The organism is Mycetocola sp. 2940, from assembly GCF_040548835.1.
Taxonomy (GTDB): Bacteria; Actinomycetota; Actinomycetes; order Actinomycetales; family Microbacteriaceae; genus Mycetocola_A.
Window position 1 is genome coordinate 1 of record NZ_JBEPSK010000006.1, and the last position, 19420, is coordinate 19420.

Below are 19420 nucleotides of genomic sequence, written 5' to 3' on the forward strand. Positions count from 1 at the left end.
GGTGGCCAAAACCCGGGGGTTGGGGGCCGGGTGGGGGGCCACCCCGTCCGCGCCGGGGTGGCTGTCCCCGGTGGGGGGGTTGGGCTCCGTTTGGGGGGCTTCCCGGCCTACTACTCGGGGGGGCGCCGTGGGGGGGGCGCCGCGCTTCGTCGTTGGTCTGCTCAGTCGTTCGAGCTACTCGGCCGGTTCCGTGGGAACGAGGGTGCTGTACTCGCCGAGCTCGCCGTCGAGCACGGGCACGAGGATCTCCACGCCCGTCTCGTCGCCGTACTGGAAGAACACTTCCACCATCGAGCCGGGCTCGGCGTCGATTCCCTCCAGGAGGATCGGGTCCTCCTCGTCGGTGCCGAACGACACCGTCGAACGCACGGGGATGTCTTCCGTGACAGTGTCGCCGGCACCCTCACCGAACTGGATCGACAGGGACTGGGGGTCGCCGCCGTTCGTCACGGACGCCACGAGGTTGCCGTCGGTGCCGTCTTCGCCCGTGATGATCATCGCGTTGCGGATCTTCATGTCGCCGACGCGACCTGAGACGCCGTCGCTCGGGTCGTAATGCTTGGTCGTGGCCTGCGGGGCGACGAGGTTGCACGCGCTGGTGCCCAATACGACGGATGCCGCCAGCACGACGGATGCGATCAAACGCGCCTTCACAGGTCCTCCAAGAACACAGGGGTGCACGCGCTGAAACGGCGTGCGGAACGAGTCTGAGTTTAGCCTAGCGACGTCTCGCCGCCGCCCGCTGCTGAGCGAACTGTAGCGCATTCCCGCTGTGGTATTCTGGTAGATGCTGAAGGGATACACATCCATGCTTTTTGAGGTTGGCGAAACCGTCGTATACCCCCACCACGGAGCCGCAACTATTGCGGAAGTGAAAACTCGGGTCATCAAGGGAGAAGAGAAGCTTTATCTGAAGCTTCGCGTCACCCAAGGTGACCTCGTTATCGAGGTGCCCGCTGAGAATGTCGACCTGGTCGGCGTTCGTGATGTCATTGGTAAAGAAGGTCTTGAACGCGTTTTCGACGTGCTTCGTGCGCCGTTCACCGAAGAGCCCACTAACTGGTCACGCCGCTACAAGGCAAACCTTGAGAAGCTCGCCTCCGGCGACGTCATCAAGGTGAGCGAGGTCGTGCGCGACCTCTGGCGCCGCGACCAGGACCGCGGACTCTCGGCAGGCGAAAAGCGCATGCTGGCCAAGGCGCGCCAGATTCTCATCTCGGAACTCGCCCTCGCGGAGAAGACCGACGAGGAGAAGGCTTCGAACGTGTTGGACGAAGTCTTAGCTTCCTGATTTGATCTCGACAAGCTCGATCACCGCGCAGCGGGGGTCGAGCTTTTGTCGTGCTTGACATCGATAGGCTCCTCATATGAATAGTCGCCCTCCCATCGTCGGCGTCATCGTCGTCGCCGCCGGCAGCGGAACCCGCCTCGGCGCCGACAAGCCCAAAGCATTCGTCGACCTGGCCGGGCGCACCGTTCTCGAGCGCTCGCTGTCCTCTGTCTTCGCCATGCAACGCGAAGCGCAGGTCGTCGTCGTCGCGCCGGGGGATCTGCTCGCCGAGGCCGAAGAGATCACTTCCCACGCCGCCGGCGCCGCCGCCGCGTCCATCTCCGTCGTCGCCGGGGGGAACACCCGGCAGCTGTCCGTCGCCCGGGGGCTCGCCGTGCTCGGCGACTCGATCCGCATCGTCCTCGTCCACGACGCCGCGCGCGCGTTGACGCCCGCCGCGGTGTTCGACGCCGTGGTCACCGGAGTCGCCCAGACCGGCTCAGGGATCGTTCCCGGCGTTGCCGTCCAGGACACCGTGAAGCGCGTCGATGACGATGAAACCGTCGTCGAGACGCTGGATCGCTCAGAGCTTCGCTCGATTCAGACGCCGCAGGGGTTCCCTCGCGCCGCACTCGCCGACGCCTACGCCGAAGCGTCGATCGAGCACACCGACGACGCCGCCCTGTTCGCGGCGGCCGGCCACACCGTGTCGGTGATCGACGGCGACCAGGCCTCGTTCAAGATCACCACGCCGTGGGACCTGCGCCGTGCTGAAGGGCTGCTCTCGGCGGAGACCCCGCCCGCCGGCATCCGTATCGGGATCGGCACCGACGTCCACGCCTTCGACGACGCCGCGGAGCTCTGGCTCGCCGGGCTGCACTGGCCCGGCGAACGTGGTCTCTCCGGGCACAGCGACGGCGACCCGGTCGCCCACGCCATCACCGACGCGCTGCTGTCGGCCGCCGGCCTCGGAGACATCGGCACCGTGTTCGGCACGAGCGACCCGCGGTTCGCCGGGGCGCACGGCGACGTGTTCCTGGCCGCCACGCGGTTACGGCTCGAAGAAGAGGGCTTCGTCATCGGTAACGTGGCCGTCCAGCTCATCGGCAACAGTCCCCGGTTCTCGCCTCGCCGGGTGGAGGCGGAGGCACTCCTCAGTGGGCTGCTCGGCGCCCCGGTCAGCGTCTCGGCGACGACCACCGACGGACTCGGGTTTGCGGGCAGAGGCGAGGGTGTCTGCGCCATCGCGACGGCGACGGTGTCACGCCAGTACTCTTGACGGGTGGCAATGCGACTCTATGACTCCCGGGCACAGGCCCTCCGTGACTTCACTCCTCTCGTCCCAGGACGGGTGGGGATGTATGTCTGCGGACCCACCGTGCAGTCATCGCCGCACATCGGTCACCTGCGCTCCGCGCTGGTCTACGACCAGATGCGCCGCTGGCTCAACTACAAGGGGTTCGACGTCACCCTTGTTCGCAATGTCACCGACATCGACGACAAGGTTCTCGTCAATGCCACCGAGAACGAGGAGTGGTGGGCCCTCGCCTACCGCACCGAGTTGGAGTTCACGGACGGGTATCGCGCACTCGGCATCCTCCCTCCCACTTACGAGCCGCGGGCGACGGCCAGCATCCAGCAGATGCACGCCATCATTGAACGGCTGATCGGCAATTCTCACGCCTACGCCGCCGAGGACGGTTCCGGCGACGTCTACTTCGACGTCCGCAGTTGGCCCCAATACGGCGCCCTGACGCGCCAGAACATCGACAGCATGGATGCCGCGACGGATGCCGACCCGCGCGGCAAGCGGGATCCTCGCGACTTCGCGCTGTGGAAGGGCCACAAGGACGGCGAGCCCGACTCGGCCACGTGGCCGAGCCCCTGGGGCGACGGGCGGCCGGGCTGGCACATCGAATGCTCGGCGATGGCCAGCCGCTACCTCGGGGCGGCGTTCGACATCCACGGCGGCGGCCTCGACCTGCGGTTTCCGCACCACGAGAACGAACTCGCCCAGTCCACCGCTGCCGGGGACGCTTTCGCCGGGTACTGGGTGCACAACGGCCTGGTGAACGTGAATGGCCAGAAGATGTCGAAGTCGCTCGGCAATTCGGTGTACGCCGCCGATCTGCTCGGAGCGGCGCGACCGATTGTGGTGCGCTATTACCTCGGACAGGCCCATTACCGGTCAACCATCGACTACCACGACGGGGCGCTGGCTGAAGCGGAAGCAGCACTCGACCGGATCGAAAGCTTTCTCGAACGGGTTGCCCGCAGGCTCACCGGCACCCGGTTCGCCGGCACCGGCACGGAGCAGATCCCGGATGCCTTCGCCGCGGCGATGGACGACGATCTTTCCATTCCGCAGGCTCTCGCCGTTTTGCATGACACAATAAGGCAAGGCAACGCGAGCATCGACGGGGAAGACCTGGCTTTGGCCGCCGCCGCGCAAGGGCAGGTGATGGCTATGGCCGAGGTTCTCGGAATCAACCCGTTCTCGGCCGAATGGTCCCGCGGCCAGGACAAGGCAGCATCCGGTGTTCTCGACACCCTCGTCGACCAGCTTCTCGACGAACGCCAGAAAGCCAGGGCAGCACGCGACTTCGCGGCCGCCGACAGAATCCGCGACGTTCTCACCACCGCGGGGATCACGATTGAAGACACCTCAACGGGTGCACATTGGAGTATTGATGGCCAGTAAGCCAGGCCGCCCAGGGGCGGTTCGAAAGACGAAAAAGGGTCCGGCGAAGGGCACAGGCGGCCTCGGCCGACGTTCGCTCGAAGGCAAGGGTCCCACCCCCAAAGCCGAAGACCGTACCTACCACGCCGCAGGCAAGCGCAAGATCGCCAAGGACCGACTCAACCAGGCGCAGGCCAAGTCGGGCGCCCGCCCGAGCACGGCGCCCGTCGCCGGCCGCAAGCCCAAGCAGAAGCAGGCCGATGACAGCGAGATCGTCACCGGTCGTAACTCGGTCCTCGAGGCGCTCCGCGCCAAGATCCCCGCGTCGGCGCTGTACATGGCCACCCGCATCGAGTTCGACGACCGGGTGAAGGAAGTACTCGCGCTGGCCACCGCACGAGGTCTGCCGATCCTCGAGGTCATGCGGCCGGAACTCGATCGCCTCGCCGGCTTCGACTCTGTCCACCAGGGACTTGCCCTCAAGGTGCCGCCGTATGAGTACGCGCACCCCAACGACCTGCTCGAGACGGTGATCTCCCGTGGCCAGAAGCCGCTCTTCGTCGCCCTCGACGGCATCACCGACCCGAGGAACCTCGGTGCGATCATCCGCTCAACGGCGGCGTTCGGCGGGCAGGGAGTCATCGTGCCCCAGCGTCGCTCGGTCGGGCTGACGGCATCAGCCTGGAAGACGAGCGCGGGCGCCGCAGCACGCACCCCCGTCGCCATGGCACCGAACCTGACCCAGACCCTCAAGGCGTTCAAAGCCGCAGGCGTTTTCGTCATCGGCCTCGACGGCGGCGGAACCATTGACCTCCCCGGCCTGGAACTCGCGGACCGCCCCGTCGTCATCGTCGTCGGAAGCGAGGGCAAGGGACTGTCCCGACTCGTCACCGAGACCTGCGACGCGATCGTCTCGATCCCGATCTCGTCGGCCACCGAATCGCTGAACGCGGGTATCGCGGCATCCGTGACGCTCTACGAGATCTCGAAGCTGCGCTCAGCCCAGAAGGCGCTGAAGAAGAAGTAACCGCGAGCGGAACGCGGATGGCGCGACCGGGTCTCAGACCCGGTCGCGCCTTTTCGTTGCTCGATTCACCGGGATGTGCTGCTCCTGGAGCCCAGGTACGACACAGTGCGGCAACTCGGGCGCCGCACGACACAGTGCGGCAACTCGGTGACTCGACCGTGTCGCGCCGGGTCTCAGACCCGGTCGCGCCAGTTCACCGGCTGGGTGTCGAGCACCTCGGTCGGCACGCCGACGGAACCCGTCAGGGGCGCGATCACGGTGGCCTCGTCACGGCGGTGGCGGAGGATGTCGTTGATGTACTTCGTCAGCGCCTCAGACAGAGGGATGTCGCGTCCCTCGCTCTGCGACAGGAACCACCGGTGCTCGAGCAGCTGGTGGAACACCTCGGCCGGCTCGAGTTTTCCCTTGAGGTCGCGGGGGATCGACTTCACGACGGGCTCGAAAACCCGGCGAAGCCACTCGTGCGCCATCATCTCTTCATCCATGTTGGCCTTCGCGAACGTCGCGCCGTAGGAGTCGAGGTCGTTGAGCAGCCGTCGTGCCTGGTTCTCGCCGGTATCCAGTCCGGTGAGACGCAACAGCCGCCGCTGGTGGTGGCCCGCGTCGACCACCTTCGGCTGGATCTTGACGCGGGACCCGGTCTCGTCGGTCTTGATGGCAAGTTCCTCGATGTCGAAACCAAGAGCGTTCAGGCGGTCGACCCGCTCGTTGATCCTCCAGCGTTCGCTCGAGGAGAAGATTTCGGAGCCGGTGAGTTCGGTCCACAGCGACCGGTAGGCCGCCACGATGCCGTCGGACAGTTGAATAGGATCGAGTTCGTCGTCGACCCGGCCGCCGGCCTCGAGGTCCATCAGCTCGCCGGCGATGTTGACCCTGGCGATCTCGAGATCGTTCTCGCGCTGGCCGTTCGACAGGCCGCCCTGATAGAGCTTGCCGGTCTCGGCGTCGACGAGGTAAGCGGCGAAGGCGCCGGCGTCCCGGCGGAAGAGGGTATTCGAGAGCGATACGTCGCCCCAGAAGAAGCCCGCGATGTGGAGCCGGACGAGAAGCACGGCGAGGGCGTCGACGAGACGCCCGGCGGTGTCCGGTCGCAGCTGCTGGGAGAACAGCGCCCGGTAGGGGAGTGAAAACTTCAGGTGCCGCGTGACGAGGACGCTGGGCAGCGGATCGTCGGACTCGTCTGAGCGACCGGTGATGACCGCGACCGGGTCGACGCAGGGGATGTCCATGCGCTGCAGGGTCCGCAGCATGTCGTACTCGCCGCGGGCCATCTCAGCGGTCGTCTCCTTGACGGCGACGACGTAGCCGGACAGGTTCGCGAACCGGACCAGGTGTCGCGAGATGCCCTTGGGCAGCGACGCGATTGTCTCACTCGGCCAGTCTTCCAGAGGAAGGTCCCAGGGAAGATCGAGAAGTGCGGGATCGACGGTGGCCGCGGTGATGTTGAGTGATGCGCTCATAGTTGCTTAAACAGTAGCGCCGGCTGGCGGGGAACTCCCCACCAGCCGGCGCAGATTCTGTTTAGTCCGGAACGACTGCCTTGTTGCCGAGACGGAGTCCCGACTCGACATCGAAGACGTGCACGTGGCGCGGCGTCGGGATGAGGAAGACCTTCTCGCCGGCGTGGGCGTGCAAGCGTCCGTCGACGCGCGCGACCAGGTCGGTGCGCTTGCCGTTGACATCTGCGTGTCCGTAGAGGTAGCCGTCTGCGCCGAGTTCCTCGACGAGGTCGACCTGGACCTCGAGGCCGTTGCCCGGCTCCGTCGACACCTGGATGTCCTCGGGGCGGACGCCGACGGTGACCTGCTTCGCGGTGGCTTCGCCGATGATGTCACGGTCCACCGGAACGACGCGGGCGCCGAACTGGATGCCGCCGTCGGCGAGGTCTGCCGTGAGCAGGTTCATCGCGGGGGAGCCGATGAAGCCGGCGACGAAGACGTTCTGCGGCTTCTCGTACAGGTCGCGGGGAGTTCCGACCTGCTGCAGGATGCCGTCCTTCAGCACGGCGATCCGGTCACCCATGGTGAGCGCCTCGGTCTGGTCGTGCGTGACGTAGACCGTGGTGACCCCGAGGCGACGCTGGAGCGACGCGATCTGGGTGCGGGTCTGCACACGGAGTTTGGCGTCGAGGTTCGACAGCGGCTCGTCCATGAGGAAGACCTGAGGCTGACGGACGATGGCGCGACCCATGGCGACGCGCTGACGCTGTCCACCGGAGAGGGCCTTCGGCTTGCGGGTCAGGTACTCCTCCAGGTCGAGCAGCTTAGCCGCTTCGAGCACGCGGGAGGCGCGCTCGTCCTTGTTGACGCCGGCGATCTTCAGGGCGAAGCCCATGTTCTCGGCGACCGTCATGTGCGGGTACAGCGCGTAGTTCTGGAAGACCATGGCGATGTCGCGGTCTTTCGGCGGCACGTCGGTGACATCGCGGTCACCGATGAGGATGCGGCCGTCGTTGACCTCTTCAAGGCCGGCGAGCATGCGCAGTGAGGTGGACTTGCCACAACCGGACGGGCCGACCAGCACGAGGAATTCGCCATCGGCGACCTCGAGGTTCAGCTTGTCAACGGCGGCGCGTGTACCTCCTGGGTACAGGCGGGTGGCGTTGTCGAACGTTACGGATGACATGTTTTGCTCCTTCACCGGCAGGTACGTGCCGGACGATCCGAGTGAATGGATTCATGCATTGCGTGCTGCGTTGCATGCGCGTGAACGTGCAGGTGCACGATCACGAGACCTCAGTATGGCAGAAAGTGAGCCACGATGCGCGGCGTTGTGCGCGTCGAGGCTCATGCCGCCTCCAGCATCCGTTTGGGCATTTCCCAGACAGCGCAACTACGATCGGTGGGTGTTGAGTTCGGCAGCGAGCTGAGACCGACTGCCTACTTACCGAATCGAGGATTCATGGATAACGACGCACCAGACGTTCTTCCTACGAAGAACCAGCGTCGTCAAGCGACACGTGAGAAAGCGAAGGAGCTCCGGAACGCGCAGCGCAAACAGGAGAAGCGCAACCGCTTCTTCCTGCAGGGCGGCATCGTCGTCGTCGTCCTCGCCGTCATCGCCGGAGTCGCCTTCATCCTCACCAGCGCCATCCGTCCTCCCGCACCCGGGCCCACGAACATGGCCAGTGACGGCATCGTCGTCGGAGCGGAACTGAAAGCGGTCCAGACCCCTGCACTCGCGGCAGGCGCATCACCCGTCGCGACCGGTGTCGACCCGAACGTGCCCAACATCCGGATCTACGTCGACTACCTCTGCCCGGTGTGCGGTCAGTTCGAGGAAGCGAACGCTGAGCAGCTCGCGACCTGGGCCGAGAACGGCACGGCGACCGTCGAGTACCACCCCATCGCCATCCTGACCGGGCGTTCGGCCGGATCGCAATACTCCCTGCGGGCGGCCAACGCCGCGGCGTGCGTGGCCAACTACTCGCCTGACGAGTTCTTCGCCTTCAACACGCTGATGTTTGAGAACCAGCCCGAAGAGGGCACCGAAGGTCATTCCGACGACGAGCTGAAGAAGCTCGTCGCAAAGGCCGCCGGGTCCGCCGGTTCGGCCCAGAAGAACATCGAGTCCTGCATCGACGACGCCCGCTACAAGACGTGGGTTCAGTCGGCCACCGACCGGGCGACGACCGAGAAGGTGCCACACTCTTCGCTCGACAAGGTCAAGGCGACGCCCACCGTCCTCGTCAATGACAAGCAGTACACCGGGTCGATCACCGACGAGAAGGAATTCCAGGCCTTCGTGCTCTCGGTTGCAAGCGAGACCTACGCGGAGTCGAATCCCACTCCCACTCCGACTCCGACGGCTCCCGCCCCGTAGCAGCTAGATCTTCTCGTCCCGCTTGCGGCCGAGTCGTACCTGCACGCCCATGAGCGGTCCGACGAAGCGACGCTGAATCCGCCGCGCGGGGCCGAGCGCGTTCTGGACCAGGTATTGCCCGAGCAGCGCCCCCGCAGCGAGAGCGACGGCGACGGATGCCGCCTCCAGCATGCTGAGCAGCCCGTCGATCGATCCCGCACTCAGCTCGAGCAGGCCGCGGAAGAGGATGAGGCCGGGCACGAGCGGCACGAGCGCTGAGACGACGAGCGGAAGCGGGGGAGTGCGCACGACGCGCGATGCGACGGCGGAGAGGACGCCGACGACGAACGCGGCCGAGCCGGCGGACCAGCCGCCGCCGAAGCTCGCGGCCAGGCCCGCCGTGTAGACGAGGTAACCCACAATTCCGAGCACGCTGACAGCCCAGATCGCCCTCGGTGGAAGCTCGACGGCGAGGGCGAAGCCGAGGATGATGACCACCGCTGCCAGCAGCAGGAGCGGAAGGTCGGAAAGCGTCGGCGCCGTGTACGGCGCGATGTTCAGCACCAGGCCGAACCGGGCAAGCAACATGGTCGTGCCGGCCACGCCGGCAACCAGTCCGCCCGTGATCAGGAGCGCCTCGAGCACGCGCGCTGTGCCCGTGACGTAGAACCCGGAGAGGACGTCCTGCACGGCACCAAAGGATGTGACGCCCGCCAGGAGCATGATGATCGTGGCGACGACGACGAGGGATGAGTCCGCTTGGGGGTCGAGGAAGTGGACGACTGCGGCCACGAGCGGCCCGACGGCACCGCCGGCCAGGGTCTGATAGAACACCGAGATCCTCGTTCTCGCGAGCCTGCCGGTGAGCAGGTCGACGAAGAAGGTCGCTGCGAATGCGGCCACGACGACGAGCAGGCCCCCTCCGAGCAGGAACGCGGCCCCCGCCCCGACCAGGCTCCAGCCGACCCGGCGCACCGGCCAGGGGTGGATGTGCCCGGCGGTGATGATGCTGTTCACCCGGGCACGGGCATCGGCGAGGGGCACAGGGTCGTGGAGGAGCTCACCGATCAGCGTCGACGTGTTCGTCAGCCGGGTGTAGTCGATCGTCCGGTACTTGACATTCCTCGACCGGGTGACGGTGTCGCCGGAAGCCGGGTCGTCCCAGGTCAGCGTGATGACGGTGTGCGTGACATCCGCTTCGCAGCCCTTCAGGCCGTACGCTCGCGCCACGGCGAGCATCGTCGCCGTTGCATCCTCGGCACTGGCGCCTGACGCGAAGATGACCTCTCCGCAGCGAATGGCGAGCTCCAGCACCCCCCGACCCGTGCTTTCGGTGACGGACGGTGCGGTGGACTGCTCGGGCATGCGGGTTCCTTGTGGTGGGCGGTCCTCCAAGGATGTCATGGCCGGATGAACACCAGGGGTTCGTTATGATTGACGAGCACACGCCGCCTTAGCTCAGTTGGCCAGAGCAGCGCACTTGTAATGCGCAGGTCGTCGGTTCGAATCCGACAGGCGGCTCTCTCAGGCTGTGATGGGCTGCGGCTCCAGCCTGGCCACCAGTTCTCCGCGGCTCCGGACGCCGACCTTCGCGAACACCGACTTCAGGTGATCCTGCACGGTGTTCGCGCTGACGAACAGGTGAGCGGCGATGAGCGACGTCGGGTATCCCGCGATCACCTCCCGGCACACCTCCCGCTCCCGCGGTGACAGGCCATACGCGGCGAGAAGCAGGCCGAGGAGTTGCTCCCCGAGCGCGGGTTCGATGGAGACGGCGACCTGATCGTCGTCGTCCGGACCGACGAGTGTGCTCGCCCGCATGAGCGCCCACTGTCCGCGTCCGTCGCGGACACGCGCACGGAAACTTCCGGATGCGGTTCCGAGCGCTCCCCGCGTCATCACACGCATGAACACGCGGAACCTCCCGCCCTCGACGTCGTCAAGGCGCTCGCGCCACTGCAATGCCTCCGCTGTGGCGGAACGCACCTCTCCGCGCTTGTCGAGGACGACGATGGCCGCGCGGCCGCCAGGGGTGCTGCTCGAGATCTCCGAGCGGACCGCCACCCGCGTCGCCGACGCGATGGCGGGAGCCACGCTGGCCAGGTACTCCGACTCGCGGTCCGTGAAGTCCGCTCCCGAGCGGACCAGGCCCGCGGCGCCCCAGCACGCCCCGTCGGAGACGAAGAGGACACGGAGTTCCTGGTTCACGCCGAGCGGCCGCCACACGTTCTGCAGCCTCGCACTTCGGATCTGCTCCCGCTGCGGCAGGTCCGACAGGCGCGTCACCGCTTCCTTGCGCCTGGCCATGGTCGCGAAGGTGTGCGGCTCCTCGGGGGAGTATTCCGCGTCGGCCAGCAGGGGCTCGTAGTCCGCCGGGATCCGTGCGTCGCCGCTCGCCATTGCGCTGATCACCAGCGTCTCAGGATCGAGGGTCGCCCAGCAGGTCAGCTCTGCACGCACATCCTTGTCGATTCGCCGGATCGCCTCGGTGTGCAGGTCACCCAGGCCCACCCCCGACGCCGCGAGCGCGGCGATGTCGCGGCGGGCGTGGTCAGCTCGTTCCTCCCACATGCGGCCAGTATGCCACCGTGCCTTCTCCCCGTCATTCCCCGATTTCTGGGATCGACCGGTCCCGGACGCCGTCCTAGCGTTGGCGCCATGAACTACTCAATCCAGTTTCTGCAGGCGGGCGACGGAGCGGAGCTTCGATCACCCGACGCCACCCTGACCGTGAAGGTCGACAGCGCGCACACCGACGATTCGTACGAGCTCTTCGAGGTCGACGCTCCCCGGGACGAACCCACACCCCTGCACCGCACCGGGTGGGCGAAGACCTACTACGTGCTCGAAGGCCGGATGATCGTCCAGATCGAGGACGAGGGGTTCGACCTCGGTCCTGGTTCGTCGATCGCCATCCCGCCAGGCGCGCCGCACACCTTCACCGTGCTGACCCCGTCGACGAAGTTCCTGGTGTTCAGCCTGACCGGTGCCATGGGCCGGTTCCATGCTGACCTCGACGCGACAGTGCCACGAGGCCGCCCGCTCGAAGAGACGATGCCGGCGGTTCAGCAGGTCCTCAGCCGTCACGACGTGACGCTCGACGGAGCGGGAGTCCCGCGGTGACCTGGTGGGATGCCTGTTCGTCGTTCGCCGGGGACGGCGGGGACTCGTGGCTGTGGCCGGCGCCCTCCGCGAGGGCAGCATGCCGTGGTGGACGATCCTCGGCGGGCGCGACGATCAGGACGCGGACGCGTCCTACAACACGGAAATGAACGACTCGGCGTCGACAATCTTGCGGTGGCCGGGCCGGGCGTCGGGCGGCACGCCGCCGACGTACAGCCAGCCGAGCAACTGCTCGTTCTTGGCGAGCTTGTGCATCTTGCGGACCGGCTTCGACCGCGTGTACGACCCGGTGCGCCAGAAGACACCCCATCCGGCGTCGGACAGCAGCAGGCTCAGCATGTGGGCAACGCCGGAGGCGACTGCCTCCTGCTCCCACGCCGGAACCTTCGAGCTCTTCTTCACGCTGACCACGATGGCGATCAGGAGCGACGCGCGCAGCGGCTTGGTCGACGGATGTCTGTCGCCCTCGGCCTTCGCGATGGCCGCTCCGAGCTTCTCGCGCGCCCCACCGCGCAACTCGATCAGTCGCCACGGCCGCAGGGCGCTGTGGTCGGCGACGCGGGCGGACGCCGCGACGAGAGGAAGCAGTTCCTCGTGCGTCGGGGCATCCGCCGTCACCCGCGACCAGGATCTGCGCCCGGCGACGGCGTCGAGAAGTTTCGTCACGTCAGTCGACGGGGGCGAAGTTCAGGGCGAGCGAGTTCATGCAGTAGCGGTCTCCAGTCGGAGTACCGAACCCGTCGTCGAAGACGTGGCCGAGGTGCGAGTCGCAGGTGGCGCATCGCACCTCAGTGCGGACCATGCCGAGTGAGTTGTCCTCGATCAGCTTCACGGCCTCGGGGCGAACGGATTCGTAGAAGCTCGGCCAGCCGCAGCCGGAATCGAACTTCGTTCCGCTTTTGAACAGTTCTGCGCCGCAGGCGGCGCAGGTGTACAGACCCGACCGGCTCTCATCGAGCAGTTCTCCTGTCCACGGGCGCTCTGTCGCTGCCTCGCGCAGCACCGCGTACTGCTCGGCGGTCAGTTCCTCGCGCCACTCTTCGTTGCTCTTGTTCACCGGCTGCGTCATTGTGCTCCTCAGGGATAGTCCTTGCTTCTTATCTAACCCCTTCGAAGCGGAACGTGTTCCCGGATGTCATTCAGGTTGCGTAATACCTGGGCCACGCCGGGCGCCTTCCACGAAGCCGGGTGTGTCGCGGCTCCCACACGCTGCAGCCTTTAGGATTGCGTCACGGCCGAGGTCAGCGAAACGACATTCTTCAGTGGTGGTGAACAATGAACGACAACCAGGGCAGTCCATCCCGGCAGGCGGAGCCTCTGGGGGAGCGTGACCTCGCGATCCTCGCATTCGAGAACCGATGGTGGCAGCACGCCGGACAGAAGGAAGAAGCCGTGCGCGCCGCATTCGGTTTCTCGCCCACCCGGTATTATCAACTGTTGGGCGCACTCATCGATTCGCCCGCCGCCCTCATGCACGATCCCCTCCTGGTCAAGCGCCTGCAAAGGCTCCGTGACACCCGGCAGGCCGCACGACGGGCGCGTGCCCGGAACGCGGACTGACCCTCTGCACGCCGGCGACCGGATCGCCACCCGCACACCGCGCGACACAGAGGACCGAACAGCACCGATATGGCACACCACTTCGCCAAGGACAGGTTCGACGAGGTTCCCGCAGATCTGAAGCGCGTCGGTGCGCACCGGGCACCGGTGAAGCCAGGCCGCGGGTGGTTCGTGTTTCTCTGGGCGGCCGTTGCCACGATTGTCCTCGTCGCCGTAGGGATCCTGGGGTTGACCCTGCTCGGCGACCGTGTCGACTTCGTCGACAGTTCGACGCCGTCCGCAACCGAATCCGTCCCCGCCGAGACCCCGGCGGCCGTCGCCACGATCGACCCGGACTCCATGGTCACTGTTCTCAACGGCACCGCGACGAAGGGGCTCGCCACCGAAGCCATCGAAGACCTTAACGCAGCAGGGTGGACGCAGAGCATCACCCCGGGCAACGCGTCGGCCTCCGATGTCGAAACGACGACGGTGTATTACGAGGATCCTTCCCAGGAGGGCGCTGCCCGTGGGCTGGCCGAAGCGCTCGGGCTGGGAAGCATCCAGATGTCGACGCAGTTCCAGATTCCCGCCGGCGAGGGCGAGGACCCGGTCCTGCAACTCACCGTCGTGCTTGGCGCCGACTACGCCGCCCAGTAGCATTTCGCTCGCCCGCTGTTTCCGTCGCGTTTCGACGATGTTGAGACGGTGAAAATATCCGAACTTCCCGCGCCAAACCCCTGTTGGCGCACGAGTTCGCCTCGCTAGTATCTGGAACTGGTCATCGTCGTGTACCACCCCAGCCGCAGGCGGCAGCGGTCGGCACGATCGCCGGGCCTCGGTGCGGCAGACCCGGGCTGGCGCCTGCCTGCACGGAATGAACACAGCAATGGGAGTAACACAGGATGAACGGAACCGTGAAATGGTTCAACGCTGAAAAGGGCTACGGTTTCATCACCGTCGATGGCGATGGGCAGGACGTGTTCGTCCACTACTCCGCCATCGAATCGAGCGGATACCGGTCGCTCGAAGAAGGCCAGCACGTGAGCTTCGAGATCGGCACGGGTGCGAAGGGACCGCAGGCGGAGGCCGTGCGTCCCGTCTGATCTCAGCGTCAACCGCCGCGACGCCGTCCACCATGCGTGGGCGGCGTTGCTGCGTTGCCGGGCCCCGGCAGGGCCCACCCTCACCCCGGCGAGCTTGCACTCACAGGTGGAGAGTGCCAGAATCGTGTTAGCACTCGCATTCGTAGAGTGCTAACTACGTTCATCACGTCCGGGAGGGACGAAAAACCACATGGCAAAAATCATTGCTTTTGACGAGGAAGCCCGCCGCGGCCTCGAACGCGGTCTGAACATTCTGGCCGACACCGTCAAGGTAACGCTCGGCCCCCGCGGTCGCAACGTTGTCCTTGAGAAGAAGTGGGGCGCCCCCACGATCACCAACGATGGTGTGTCCATCGCCAAGGAGATCGAGCTCGACGACCCGTACGAGAAGATCGGTGCGGAGCTCGTCAAGGAGGTCGCCAAGAAGACCGACGACGTCGCAGGCGACGGAACCACCACCGCAACCGTCCTGGCCCAGGCACTCGTTCGCGAAGGCCTGCGCAACGTCGCTGCCGGCGCCGACCCGATCTCGCTCAAGCGGGGCATCGAGAAGGCAACTGCTGCCGTCATCGAAGAGCTCATCGCCAACGCGAAAGAGGTCGAGACCAAGGAAGAGATCGCGGCAACCGCCTCCATCTCGGCCGGTGACACCGAAATCGGCGCGATCATCGCCGAAGCCATCGACAAGGTCGGCAAGGAAGGCGTCGTCACCGTCGAGGAGTCGAACACGTTCGGCACCGAGCTCGAGCTGACCGAGGGAATGCGCTTCGACAAGGGATTCCTGTCGGCGTACTTCGTCACCGACCCCGACCGCCAGGAAGCCGTGTTCGAGGACCCCTACGTCCTCATCGCGAACTCCAAGATCTCCAACATCAAGGACCTGCTCCCGATCGTTGACCAGGTCATCCAGTCGGGCAAGCAGCTCCTCATCATCGCCGAGGATGTCGACGGCGAAGCCCTCGCGACCCTGGTCGTGAACAAGATCCGCGGGATCTTCAAGTCGGTCGCCGTCAAGGCTCCCGGCTTCGGCGACCGCCGCAAGGCCCAGCTGCAGGACATCGCGATCCTCACCGGTGGACAGGTCATCTCGGAAGAGGTCGGCCTCAAGCTCGAGAACGTCACCCTTGACCTTCTCGGCCGTGCACGCAAGGTCGTCATCACCAAGGACGAGACCACCATCGTCGAGGGTGCCGGCGACGTCGAGCAGATCGCGGGCCGCGTCGCCCAGATCCGCAAGGAGATCGAGAACACCGACAGCGACTACGACCGCGAGAAGCTGCAGGAGCGCCTGGCCAAGCTGGCCGGTGGCGTTGCAGTCATCAAGGCCGGAGCCGCGACCGAGGTCGAGCTCAAGGAGCGCAAGCACCGCATCGAGGACGCCGTCCGCAACGCGAAGGCTGCCGTTGAAGAGGGCATCGTCGCCGGTGGTGGCGTTGCGCTGATCCAGGCAGGCAAGACCGCGTTCGAGAAGCTGAACCTGACGGGCGACGAGGCAACCGGGGCGAACATCGTCAAGGTCGCTATCGACGCTCCGCTCAAGCAGATCGCCCTCAACGCCGGCCTCGAGCCGGGCGTTGTGGCCGACAAGGTCCGCAACCTGCCCGTCGGACACGGCCTCAACGCCGCGACCGGCGAGTACGTCGACATGCTGGCCGCCGGCATCAACGACCCGGTGAAGGTCACCCGTTCAGCGCTCCTCAACGCATCGTCGATCGCGGGACTGTTCCTCACCACCGAGGCCGTCGTCGCCGACAAGCCGGAGAAGAACTCGGCTCCGGCCGGCGACCCGACCGGTGGCATGGACTTCTAAGTCCGTCTTCGCACGACCAGCGGGGCGTCTCCTTCGGGAGGCGCCCCGCTGTCGTTCCTCCAGCCGGGTCCACATTGGGTCGGGACCCGGATCACGTCCGGAACAGGGCGGCGTTCGACCGCTCGATCTCCTGGTACTGGGTTCCTGCCCTCGCCAGCGCCGTATTGATGTGAACCGCGCTGTCCTCCACCCGGCGCTGGGTACCCCGCCAGTCGGTCACGACGCCCTGGAAGGCGTTCGAGGCCTCACCGGTCCACGTCGACTGGAGCTGGGTCAGCTGCTGCATCATGGCATCCACCTCAGCCTGGATCGTCTCGATGCGGGAACGGACGGATGCCGTCGTCCCCATCACGATGTCGCTGTCCACCTGGTACCTGGTCATGCCCGTCCTCCTCTGGATGTGGATGCGTCGATGCGGCATCCGTCTCTTCGACGGTAGGCGTGGTCGCGGCTGGGTTCCGATCGGGCCGGAAACCGGTGGAGAAGCGGCGCCGTTACTCCCGCTGGGGAGGGTCTCACTCGCGTGCAGCGAGAGGAGGTCGGTATCGTCAGCCGGCAGGGGCGGCAGCAGGCTCCGCGAGTGGGAACTGCACCCGGAAGGTGGCCCCGCCGCCCGGCGTCTCTGTCACAGACACGGTGCCGTCGTGTGCGGCGACGATGGACGACACGATCGAGAGCCCGAGACCGGAACCTCCCGTCTCGCGGGTGCGAGAGCTGTCGGCACGCCAGAAGCGCTGGAAGATCTTCTCGCGGATCTGTGGCGGGACGCCGTCGCCGTGGTCGATGACCGCGATCGTCGCGGTGCGGGTGAACGGGTTGGCTGACACCCCGATCTCGAGGGGGCTGTCCTCCGGGGTGAACCGCAATGCGTTGCCGACCAGGTTGGTCACCACCTGGCGCAGTTTGTTCTCCTCGCCGAGCACGATGGCGGGGACTTCAGGAGTGGGCTGCGTCGAGACCGTGAGCCTTGACTCGATCGTCACGCCGACATCCGTTTCGGCTGTTTTGCGGGGACGCCGCTGCCGGAGCCGGGCCAGGGTGGCGCCGGCGAACGCGATAGGCCGGGTGGGGGTGGATTCCTCTTCCGGCCGCGGCATGCGGGTGATCGGGGCCGGGGGAGCGGCAGGCTCGGCCCGAGCGGGAGTCGGCGTCGCCTCGGAGGCGGGCGGCCTGTCGACGACAACGGTCACCGTGCGGCGGGGTGACGACGCGTTGGCGTCCAGCGCCGCGTCGCGGGCGATGGGGGAGAGGTCGACAGGGGTGTGCACCATCGGCCGGGTCTCGTCGAGTCGCGCCAGTTCCAGCAGGTCTTCGACGAGGCCGCCCATCCGTATGGCCTCCTTCTCGATTCGCGACATCGCCTGGGCCAGGTCTTCGTCGTTCTGGAGCGCGCCCATCCGATAGAGCTCGGCGTAACCGCGCACGGTCACCAGCGGCGTTCGCAACTCATGGCTGGCGTCACCGACGAAGCGGCGCATCTGCTCGATCGTCCGGGCACGGTCGGCGAAGGCCTGGTCGATGCGGGCGAGCATGGTGTTGAGCGACCGGTTGAGCCGGCCGACTTCGGTGTTCGGCGTTGCCACCGCAAGTCGCTGGCTGAAGTCGCCGTCGGCGATCGCCGCGGCGGTGTGCTCGACCTCGCGCAGCGGATGGAACGTGCTGGTGACGAGGAGCCGGGTGAGCAGGGCGCCGATGATGATGACGCCGAGGCCCAGCCCGAAGAAGATGGTCAGGTAGGTCGCGATGATCGTTTCGGTCTCGCGCATCGAGATGGCGACGAGGACGACACCGATGTTGCCCTGGTGATCCCACTGGTACGGAACCACGACGGCGTGGTACGACGTCTTCCGGTCCAGGCTCCGCAACTCGAAGACGCCGTCGTGTTTGACGGCCTCAGACAGCTCGAACGTCCGGCTGATGTCAGGCAGCGTGTTCTCGGGCCGATCCTGCCAGGTGGCCGCGCGCAAGCGACCGTCGGCGTCATAGATTGCGGTGAAGTAGTCCGACGACATCGCGTCCTTGACCATGTCGCCGGCGTTGTCGGCCTCGGCGTCATCCAGGTCGAGGAAGCCGGGAGGCACCGGTGACTGCGCCGCGGAGATCAGGTCGGTGTCGACCTTGTCGACGAGCGCCGGGCGCAGCATCACGACGGTGCCGACGCCCGCGATGAGCAGGCCGAAGGTGAGGACCAGCACGGTGACGCCGGTGATCTTCGTGCGCAGTGAAATCGCGTTCCACCACTCGGCTACTGGATCGTGCATGTACCTGTATTCGGTCTACGCCTTCGCCGTCTTCAGCATGTAGCCGAATCCGCGCTTGGTCTGGATGAGCGGTTCAGTCGAGAACTGGTCCAGCTTGCGGCGCAGGTAGGAAATGTAGCTCTCGACGATGCCGGCGTCGCCATTGAAGTCGTACTCCCAGACATGGTCGAGAATCTGCGCCTTGCTCAGCACCCGGTTGGGGTTGAGCATGAGGTAACGCAGAAGCTTGAACTCGGTCGGGCTCAACTCAATGGGCGTCTCACCGACGAGAACCTCATGGGTGTCCTGATCCATGGTGAGTTCGCCTGTGCGGATGACGGCATCCTCATCAGCATGCATTGTGCGTCTGAGGATTGCCTTGATGCGGGCCACGATTTCGTCGAGGCTGAACGGTTTCGTGACGTAGTCGTCGCCTCCGACGGTCAGCCCCATGATCTTGTCCTCGGTGTCGTCCTTGGCGGTGAGGAACAGAATGGGCGCGGTGTAGCCGGCGGAGCGCAGTCGTTTGGTCACGCCGAAACCGTTCATGTCGGGCAGCATGACGTCGAGAATGATGAGGTCAGGCTCTTCTTCAAGGACGGCTGAAATGGCCTGGGCGCCGTTTCCGACGGCGCGCACGGCGAAACCGGCGAAGCGGAGACTTGTGGTGAGGAGGTCGCGGATGTTCGGTTCGTCATCGACGATGAGGATGCGTGGTCCAGTCATCCCACCAGTATCTGCGTGTTGGCTGGGTTATTCCTGAATGATACCGGTGTGGTCGGGCACCCTGGGATGCCGCGAGGTGCGCCGCGGGATGTGCGTAC

At 66.1% G+C, this 19420-nt stretch carries 20 protein-coding genes and 1 tRNA gene; 11 read left to right on the forward strand and 10 right to left on the reverse strand.

The window, feature by feature from the left end; genetic code table 11:
- Positions 1-174: 174 nt before the first annotated feature.
- Complete coding sequence (locus ABIE24_RS10190; RefSeq protein WP_354499293.1) at positions 175-654, reverse strand: DNA modification methylase; 480 nt, start codon at positions 652-654, stop codon at positions 175-177.
- Positions 655-808: 154 nt separating this feature from the next.
- Here ABIE24_RS10190 and ABIE24_RS10195 point away from each other — a divergent pair, with 154 nt between their 5' ends.
- The 4 genes from ABIE24_RS10195 (at position 809) to rlmB (ending at position 4977) form a co-directional block, all read left to right on the forward strand.
- Positions 809-1291, forward strand: coding sequence for a CarD family transcriptional regulator (locus ABIE24_RS10195; RefSeq protein WP_090713134.1), 483 nt, complete (start codon positions 809-811; stop codon positions 1289-1291).
- A gap of 76 nt (positions 1292-1367) precedes the next feature.
- Positions 1368-2549: a 2-C-methyl-D-erythritol 4-phosphate cytidylyltransferase gene (ispD, locus tag ABIE24_RS10200; RefSeq protein ID WP_354499295.1), complete on the forward strand. Its 1182-nt coding sequence runs from the start codon at positions 1368-1370 to the stop codon at positions 2547-2549.
- A 3-nt stretch (positions 2550-2552) separates the two neighbouring features.
- Positions 2553-3971 carry a cysteine--tRNA ligase gene (cysS, locus tag ABIE24_RS10205; RefSeq protein WP_354499297.1) on the forward strand — a complete coding sequence of 473 codons (1419 nt, stop codon included), beginning with the start codon at positions 2553-2555 and terminating at the stop codon, positions 3969-3971.
- Complete coding sequence (gene rlmB, locus ABIE24_RS10210; protein WP_354499299.1) at positions 3961-4977, forward strand: 23S rRNA (guanosine(2251)-2'-O)-methyltransferase RlmB; 1017 nt, start codon at positions 3961-3963, stop codon at positions 4975-4977. Before cysS ends, rlmB begins: the two co-directional genes overlap by 11 nt.
- Positions 4978-5150: 173 nt before the next feature.
- Here rlmB and ABIE24_RS10215 read toward each other — a convergent pair whose 3' ends face one another.
- Complete coding sequence (locus ABIE24_RS10215; protein ID WP_354499300.1) at positions 5151-6437, reverse strand: DUF4032 domain-containing protein; 1287 nt, start codon at positions 6435-6437, stop codon at positions 5151-5153.
- A 61-nt stretch (positions 6438-6498) separates the two neighbouring features.
- On the reverse strand, positions 6499-7602 hold the full coding sequence (locus tag ABIE24_RS10220) for an ABC transporter ATP-binding protein (RefSeq protein WP_354499302.1): 1104 nt from the start codon (positions 7600-7602) through the stop codon (positions 6499-6501).
- Between the two features lie 276 nt (positions 7603-7878).
- On the opposite strand from ABIE24_RS10220, the gene ABIE24_RS10225 reads away from it, so the two are divergent.
- A complete protein-coding gene (locus ABIE24_RS10225) occupies positions 7879-8799 on the forward strand; it encodes a DsbA family protein (protein ID WP_354499304.1) in 921 nt (306 codons plus the stop codon).
- Positions 8800-8802: 3 nt separating this feature from the next.
- On the opposite strand, the gene ABIE24_RS10230 is transcribed toward ABIE24_RS10225, so the two are convergent.
- Positions 8803-10143 (reverse strand): threonine/serine exporter family protein, encoded by a 1341-nt coding sequence (locus tag ABIE24_RS10230; RefSeq protein ID WP_354499306.1) that lies wholly within the window; start codon positions 10141-10143, stop codon positions 8803-8805.
- 82 nt (positions 10144-10225) lie between these two features.
- Between ABIE24_RS10230 and ABIE24_RS10235 the strand changes: the two genes are divergently transcribed.
- A tRNA-Thr gene (locus ABIE24_RS10235) sits at positions 10226-10299 on the forward strand.
- 3 nt (positions 10300-10302) lie between these two features.
- Here ABIE24_RS10235 and ABIE24_RS10240 read toward each other — a convergent pair.
- Complete coding sequence (locus ABIE24_RS10240) at positions 10303-11349, reverse strand: helix-turn-helix transcriptional regulator (protein ID WP_354499307.1); 1047 nt, start codon at positions 11347-11349, stop codon at positions 10303-10305.
- Positions 11350-11436: 87 nt separating this feature from the next.
- On the opposite strand from ABIE24_RS10240, the gene ABIE24_RS10245 reads away from it, so the two are divergent.
- Positions 11437-11901 (forward strand): cupin domain-containing protein, encoded by a 465-nt coding sequence (locus tag ABIE24_RS10245; protein WP_354499309.1) that lies wholly within the window; start codon positions 11437-11439, stop codon positions 11899-11901.
- Between the two features lie 132 nt (positions 11902-12033).
- Here the strand turns inward: ABIE24_RS10245 and ABIE24_RS10250 are convergent, their stop codons facing one another.
- The gene (locus ABIE24_RS10250) at positions 12034-12567 is read right to left on the reverse strand and encodes a nitroreductase family protein (RefSeq protein WP_354499310.1); all 534 of its coding nucleotides are present in this window, start codon (positions 12565-12567) and stop codon (positions 12034-12036) included.
- 1 nt (position 12568) lies between these two features.
- Positions 12569-12970 (reverse strand): peptide-methionine (R)-S-oxide reductase MsrB, encoded by a 402-nt coding sequence (gene msrB, locus ABIE24_RS10255; RefSeq protein WP_354499312.1) that lies wholly within the window; start codon positions 12968-12970, stop codon positions 12569-12571.
- A 206-nt stretch (positions 12971-13176) separates the two neighbouring features.
- Here msrB and ABIE24_RS10260 point away from each other — a divergent pair, with 206 nt between their 5' ends.
- From ABIE24_RS10260 to groL, 4 genes are all read left to right on the forward strand, one after another.
- On the forward strand, positions 13177-13461 hold the full coding sequence (locus tag ABIE24_RS10260; protein WP_354499314.1) for a DUF3263 domain-containing protein: 285 nt from the start codon (positions 13177-13179) through the stop codon (positions 13459-13461).
- A gap of 69 nt (positions 13462-13530) precedes the next feature.
- Positions 13531-14100, forward strand: a complete 570-nt coding sequence (locus ABIE24_RS10265; RefSeq protein WP_354499316.1) for a LytR C-terminal domain-containing protein — start codon at positions 13531-13533, stop codon at positions 14098-14100.
- A 245-nt stretch (positions 14101-14345) separates the two neighbouring features.
- Positions 14346-14546, forward strand: coding sequence for a cold-shock protein (locus tag ABIE24_RS10270; protein WP_354499317.1), 201 nt, complete (start codon positions 14346-14348; stop codon positions 14544-14546).
- 190 nt (positions 14547-14736) lie between these two features.
- On the forward strand, positions 14737-16356 hold the full coding sequence (groL, locus tag ABIE24_RS10275) for a chaperonin GroEL (protein ID WP_354499319.1): 1620 nt from the start codon (positions 14737-14739) through the stop codon (positions 16354-16356).
- Positions 16357-16447: 91 nt separating this feature from the next.
- Here groL and ABIE24_RS10280 read toward each other — a convergent pair whose 3' ends face one another.
- The 3 genes from ABIE24_RS10280 to ABIE24_RS10290 form a co-directional block, all read right to left on the reverse strand.
- A complete protein-coding gene (locus ABIE24_RS10280; protein ID WP_354499321.1) occupies positions 16448-16738 on the reverse strand; it encodes a WXG100 family type VII secretion target in 291 nt (96 codons plus the stop codon).
- 166 nt (positions 16739-16904) lie between these two features.
- Positions 16905-18617 carry a sensor histidine kinase gene (locus ABIE24_RS10285; RefSeq protein ID WP_354499323.1) on the reverse strand — a complete coding sequence of 571 codons (1713 nt, stop codon included), beginning with the start codon at positions 18615-18617 and terminating at the stop codon, positions 16905-16907.
- 15 nt (positions 18618-18632) lie between these two features.
- Complete coding sequence (locus ABIE24_RS10290) at positions 18633-19322, reverse strand: response regulator transcription factor (RefSeq protein WP_354499325.1); 690 nt, start codon at positions 19320-19322, stop codon at positions 18633-18635.
- Positions 19323-19420 lie beyond the last annotated feature (98 nt).

Coding starts and splice junctions, on each gene's coding strand:
- ABIE24_RS10195 (WP_090713134.1), top strand. CDS start 809: ATGCTTTTTGAGGTTGGCGAAACCGTCGTATACCCCCACCACGGAGCC.
- groL (WP_354499319.1), top strand. CDS start 14,737: ATGGCAAAAATCATTGCTTTTGACGAGGAAGCCCGCCGCGGCCTCGAA.
- rlmB (WP_354499299.1), top strand. CDS start 3,961: ATGGCCAGTAAGCCAGGCCGCCCAGGGGCGGTTCGAAAGACGAAAAAG.
- ABIE24_RS10270 (WP_354499317.1), top strand. CDS start 14,346: ATGAACGGAACCGTGAAATGGTTCAACGCTGAAAAGGGCTACGGTTTC.
- ABIE24_RS10220 (WP_354499302.1), bottom strand. CDS start 7,602: ATGTCATCCGTAACGTTCGACAACGCCACCCGCCTGTACCCAGGAGGT.
- ABIE24_RS10290 (WP_354499325.1), bottom strand. CDS start 19,322: ATGACTGGACCACGCATCCTCATCGTCGATGACGAACCGAACATCCGC.
- ABIE24_RS10260 (WP_354499314.1), top strand. CDS start 13,177: ATGAACGACAACCAGGGCAGTCCATCCCGGCAGGCGGAGCCTCTGGGG.
- ABIE24_RS10245 (WP_354499309.1), top strand. CDS start 11,437: ATGAACTACTCAATCCAGTTTCTGCAGGCGGGCGACGGAGCGGAGCTT.
- ispD (WP_354499295.1), top strand. CDS start 1,368: ATGAATAGTCGCCCTCCCATCGTCGGCGTCATCGTCGTCGCCGCCGGC.
- ABIE24_RS10280 (WP_354499321.1), bottom strand. CDS start 16,738: ATGACCAGGTACCAGGTGGACAGCGACATCGTGATGGGGACGACGGCA.
- ABIE24_RS10265 (WP_354499316.1), top strand. CDS start 13,531: ATGGCACACCACTTCGCCAAGGACAGGTTCGACGAGGTTCCCGCAGAT.
- ABIE24_RS10240 (WP_354499307.1), bottom strand. CDS start 11,349: ATGTGGGAGGAACGAGCTGACCACGCCCGCCGCGACATCGCCGCGCTC.
- ABIE24_RS10225 (WP_354499304.1), top strand. CDS start 7,879: ATGGATAACGACGCACCAGACGTTCTTCCTACGAAGAACCAGCGTCGT.
- ABIE24_RS10230 (WP_354499306.1), bottom strand. CDS start 10,143: ATGCCCGAGCAGTCCACCGCACCGTCCGTCACCGAAAGCACGGGTCGG.
- ABIE24_RS10285 (WP_354499323.1), bottom strand. CDS start 18,617: ATGCACGATCCAGTAGCCGAGTGGTGGAACGCGATTTCACTGCGCACG.
- msrB (WP_354499312.1), bottom strand. CDS start 12,970: ATGACGCAGCCGGTGAACAAGAGCAACGAAGAGTGGCGCGAGGAACTG.
- ABIE24_RS10215 (WP_354499300.1), bottom strand. CDS start 6,437: ATGAGCGCATCACTCAACATCACCGCGGCCACCGTCGATCCCGCACTT.